5 protein-coding genes are annotated in these 4,656 nt (G+C 44.2%); 2 read left to right on the forward strand and 3 right to left on the reverse strand.

The window, feature by feature from the left end; all coding sequences use genetic code 11:
• Both WBA23_RS19335 and WBA23_RS19340 read left to right on the forward strand, forming a co-directional pair.
• On the forward strand, positions 1–1,077 hold a 1,077-nt coding region (locus WBA23_RS19335; RefSeq protein WP_424583923.1), incomplete at its 5' end, for a PKD domain-containing protein.
• A gap of 27 nt (positions 1,078–1,104) precedes the next feature.
• A complete protein-coding gene (locus WBA23_RS19340) occupies positions 1,105–2,145 on the forward strand; it encodes a PorP/SprF family type IX secretion system membrane protein (protein WP_424583924.1) in 1,041 nt (346 codons plus the stop codon).
• On the opposite strand, the gene WBA23_RS19345 is transcribed toward WBA23_RS19340, so the two are convergent.
• Genes WBA23_RS19345 through WBA23_RS19355 form a run of 3 tightly spaced genes read right to left on the reverse strand, consistent with a single transcriptional unit; the run spans position 2,142 to position 4,573 of the window.
• A complete protein-coding gene (locus WBA23_RS19345) occupies positions 2,142–3,257 on the reverse strand; it encodes a hypothetical protein (RefSeq protein ID WP_424583925.1) in 1,116 nt (371 codons plus the stop codon). The genes WBA23_RS19340 and WBA23_RS19345 overlap by 4 nt on opposite strands.
• Positions 3,258–3,299: 42 nt before the next feature.
• Positions 3,300–4,004 (reverse strand): hypothetical protein, encoded by a 705-nt coding sequence (locus WBA23_RS19350; RefSeq protein WP_424583926.1) that lies wholly within the window; start codon positions 4,002–4,004, stop codon positions 3,300–3,302.
• A gap of 2 nt (positions 4,005–4,006) precedes the next feature.
• Positions 4,007–4,573: an RNA polymerase sigma factor gene (locus WBA23_RS19355; RefSeq protein ID WP_424583927.1), complete on the reverse strand. Its 567-nt coding sequence runs from the start codon at positions 4,571–4,573 to the stop codon at positions 4,007–4,009.
• Positions 4,574–4,656 lie beyond the last annotated feature (83 nt).

Below are 4,656 nucleotides of genomic sequence, written 5' to 3' on the forward strand. Positions count from 1 at the left end.
ATTGTCGTTGACCTCACCCAGGGGCCGAAAGCGGATTTCAGACCTCGCTTAGCCCAGCGCTACATCCGCAATGAAGATATTTTCTTTACCAACCGAAGTCAGCGGTCCGAAACCTACTTCTGGGACTTTGGCGACGGTACTACTTCCACCTTAGAAGAACCTGTTCATCAGTACACCGATACAGGTAGCTACGACATTACCTTAATTGCTCAAAGTGTACTAGGCTGTGTTGATACTCTGGTAAAACCTATTATAGTTGAACCCTTTCTACCCGAGGTAGACTTTGCTTACGAACCACCTACTGGGTGCCGTCCGCTCACGGTACAATTCCGTAACTTAAGCCGTTACGCGGAAGCAAATAGTTACCGGTGGAGTTTTGGAGAGGGGGAAGGTAGATCTACCGAAGAGAATCCGGCATACACCTACTACGAACCTGGATTTTACACCGTTACATTAGAAGCCAGCAATAGTGCAGGCGTAACAATTGTGGAGCGAAAGGAATTTAGCGTAGAAGTTTACGAGACACCACGGGCATTCTTCAACTTTCGTCCCGATAAGGCCTTTCTGGGCGAGCCTATCTACTTTGTTAACCTTAGCTTGGGAGCTGAAAATTACTTTTGGGATTTTGGTGATGGAGCCACCTCTACCGAATTTAACCCCAATCATACGTACGGAACAACCGGTAGCTACGACGTTACCTTGATTGCCGAATCCAATAAAGGATGTCTAGATACCATCGTGGTAGAATCGGCGGTGCTGATTGAAGATGGTGGTACGGTACAAGTACCTAATGCGTTTACCCCTAGCCCGTTTGGCCCTGGCAACTCAGAAGTTACGGGCGGCAACGGCCAGAATGATATTTTTCTGCCGGTGTTTGAGGGAGTAACTGAGTTTCATATGATGATCTACAATCGCTGGGGAGAATTAATGTTTGAGAGCCTTGACAAAACGCACGGCTGGAACGGCTACTATAAAGGGAGATTGTGTCCGAAAGATGCTTACGTCTACAAGGTAAAACTCAAGTTCAGCGATGGTGGTTCACGGACGGTAGTAGGAGATGTAACGTTGATTCGATAAGAGGTTGAGTGTATGAATAATGAAGTTATGTTGAGATTTTTTACCTTTTTATTATTTCTATTGATGAGCAGTGAAATGCTTTGGGCTCAAGACCCGCAGTTCACTCAGTATTACTCTTCTCCAATTTATTTGAACCCAGCTTTCACCGGGGCTACCCGCCAGCACCGGGCGGCTGTTAATTATCGTAATCATTGGTCAAGTCTGCCTAAAGCTTTTGTTACTTACGCCTTTTCTTACGATTACAATATTAAAGGTTCACCTAGTAGTGTGGGGTTAATTGCAGTTAATGATCGGGCGGGTACTGCCAGCCTTCAGTCTACCAGTATTGGAGCCACATATTCATACCGAATTCCTATTACTAGCGGTTTACAGGCGGTTCCTTCCTTACAGGTTGGCTACACCATGCAAAGCCTAGATTATTCTAAACTCGTATTTGCTGACCAATTACAATTTGGCAACCCTAATGCCCCTAGCACCGATCCGGCCTTACGAAACCTAGAGAACGTAAATCACTTTGACTTTGGTACTGGAGTACTTATCTACGATAAGCGATTTTGGGGAGGAATAGCGGTTCACCATCTCAATCGGCCTAACCAATCGGTGTTAGAAGAAGAAAGTATGCTACCGATGCGATTCTCTGTGCACGCCGGTTATAAAATCCCCATCAATCTGGGGCCATTTCGTAACCGGATGGCTTCCAGTATCAATCCTTCGTTTCAGTATCGTCAGCAGGGAAAATTCAATCAATTAGATGTAGGACTCAGCTATTTTTACCGAATGCTAATGTTAGGGGTTTGGTATAAGGGACTACCTATTCAGCGAGACATGCCCCGCACTATTAATCATGATGCGTTGGCAATGGCTTTTGGCGTTTCTATTAACGGGTTTTCTTTCGGATATAGTTATGATCTTACGGTTTCTAAGTTGGGGCCAGCTTCTTCGGGAGGTTCGCACGAAATATCGCTGGCACTTCAATTTTCAACCAAAGCTAAGCCTGGCAAAGTAAGCCGAAAAGTAAAGAAAAATCCTTGTCCCGCCTTTATGCCCGATTATTTATGGAAGCCTTAGAACATAATTCCAAAGCTAAAAGCATTCAGTTCTGGCCCCTGACCTTCTACAAAAAGCTCATTCAGGTCGTAATTTGCGTAGAAGTCAAAATCACGAAACCCTAGCTGAAAGCGTACTCCGTATCGCCAGTTATTGACGAAGTAGTTGACTCGGTTCTTTACTCGCTTTCGGTCGTTATCTTCAACAAACACATTTTTATGTCGGCTACCAATTCGGTAACCGGCGTATCCGCCTACACCAATCCGAAAGCCCGCTTCGCTATCGTTGTTGACAAAAAATCCAGAGTCTTGCCCCCATCCCAGCTCGAAATCTTTTCGTCTAGGTTTACCAAAGTGGAACATCGGTACAAATTGGGCATTTAGATAAGGAACCACAAACTTGCTTTTGCGAGGGTCTACCACATCTAAGTCTTCAAAAAATTCCACTCCATCATCAGTCTTTACCATGCGAGTGCGGTCATTCTGAAATTTGAAGTTGTACCAATTAATGTTTCCGCCCCATTCTAAATACAGTGGGCCAGCAATTTTGGTAGAGTTAGTAATACCAAAAGCAATGTTCCAGGCGGCAAGCGGTTTTACGGCGTATAACTCATCGGTTTCATCTGGGAATCTACCATTACTCAAAAAATTGTTGAGTCCAAAATCAAACATTATAGTAGAATGCGTGCCCGACCGGCGGCGATGAGAACTACGAGAAGATGAAGATGATCCGGAGGGAGATGACGTAGAGTTACTACTTACACGGCCTACGCGGTTCATTTTTTCTTCCAATCGCTCTAGTTTTTCTTCTAAAGACAGATTCCCCTCATCCTCTTCAAAGTCGTACTTTTTTCCGGTTTGGTCTTGTATCTCTACGTAAACTTTGGTGGAGTCTTCGTTACTGTCTAGATCCCGGAGTATAGCATTTACGTCAAACTGTTTTAGGAGTTCTACTTCATTACCACTCTCAGATATGATCATTACCTCTTCGCCACTACCTAGGCGAATAATGATAGTATCTTGAACGGTAGGATCAACAACAAAGGGAGTGGTTGCTGCGGTAGTAGCCTCTGGAGCGGCAACCCCTAGAACATAACTTATCAGGGTCAGCAAAACTCTGAATATGGTTTTCATAAGAATTGATGGTTAAATGGAATAAATTAATATTGGTTCCGACTATTCGGCAGCCATAGGTTCTCTTTTACTGGAAAAAGCTTTAGAAATAATTTCTGATTTAGCCGAGCGTAGCTCAGAGAAACCCACTCCACCTTCTTTTATGTCAGCAAAAAAAGTAAGAGCTTTTTTTAACGGTCTGTTTGGTTCTTCTATCGCTTCATTATCTACCTTCCCTGATTTATAGATAATTGTTACTGCTGTTTTTGGCTGAACCGATACATCAGCTATCCTGGCAGCGGGGCGGAGTGGGTTCACCTTGGGTTGATATTCCTGCGGCGAAGTAGTCTCAATCTTATCAATACTTACTAGACGTTGAGTCGCTCTTGTTTGACTTTTTTCAGAAGCTGGCACCTGAGAAACTGTAGCTGTTGGCGAGAGAACCTCGGCTTGCGGAATAGCTGCAACAGTTTCTGGCGTATGCTTCAAAAGGGGTTTAGGCATATCCTCCGAAGCTAATTTCGGTATCTTTGACTGTATTTTAGGTAATACTATTGCTACCTTATCATTCGTAGTGGGAGGTTGTTGAGTGAATATAAAGGCAGCTCCCGCTAATAGCAGTAGGGCTATTGATGCGGCCATCCACCACCATGCTCCTATTTTCTTTTCTTGTACTTGGGTTTGCTGAAGCTTCTCCCAAACTCCCGGCGGTGGGGCTACCGGATGCTGAGCCAGCTTTTCTTTGAATAATTTTTCTATATCGTCCATAATTATCCGATTTGATCTTGATAAGACGGGTCAATCCGATCAAGCATTTGTCTTAATAATTGTTTTGCCCGGCTTAGTTGCGACTTGGAAGTACCTGCGCTAATACCAAGCCTGTCAGCAATTTCGGCATGGGAATAGCCTTCAATAGCGTAAAGATTAAAGACTGTGCGGTAACCTACCGGTAACTGCTGTACCACATGCAGCAACTCCTCTGCCTCCAAATGATCGTACGTAGTAGCGGCTGTATCTTTCGCTGCCTCAATATCTACTTCTGCTGACATATTTTTATGCTTGCGTAAATGCATCAGTGACTCATTTACCACAATGCGCCGAACCCAGCCCTCAAAACTTCCCTGCCCAGTATACTGACGAATGTTATCAAACACTTTCATAAAACTTTTGAGTAAAACATCTTGGGCACTGTCGTAATCCTTTACGTAGCGCAAACTCAAGGAAAACATAACGGGCGAAAATCGCTCGTAGACCGCTTTCTGCGAACGACCGTCGTTCTTACGCAATCCGTCAACGAGTGTGTTCAAGGTTCGACTTTGGTAGATGGTTAGTCCCATAAGTAATCGGGCATTTCACCAGTATGATGCCGCAAGTTGAAAGTTGGTTGCGTAGCGATCAGCATTTTTTTGCTTCTGTAATT

The organism is Tunicatimonas sp., from assembly GCF_049647865.1.
GTDB lineage: Bacteria > Bacteroidota > Bacteroidia > Cytophagales > Cyclobacteriaceae > Tunicatimonas.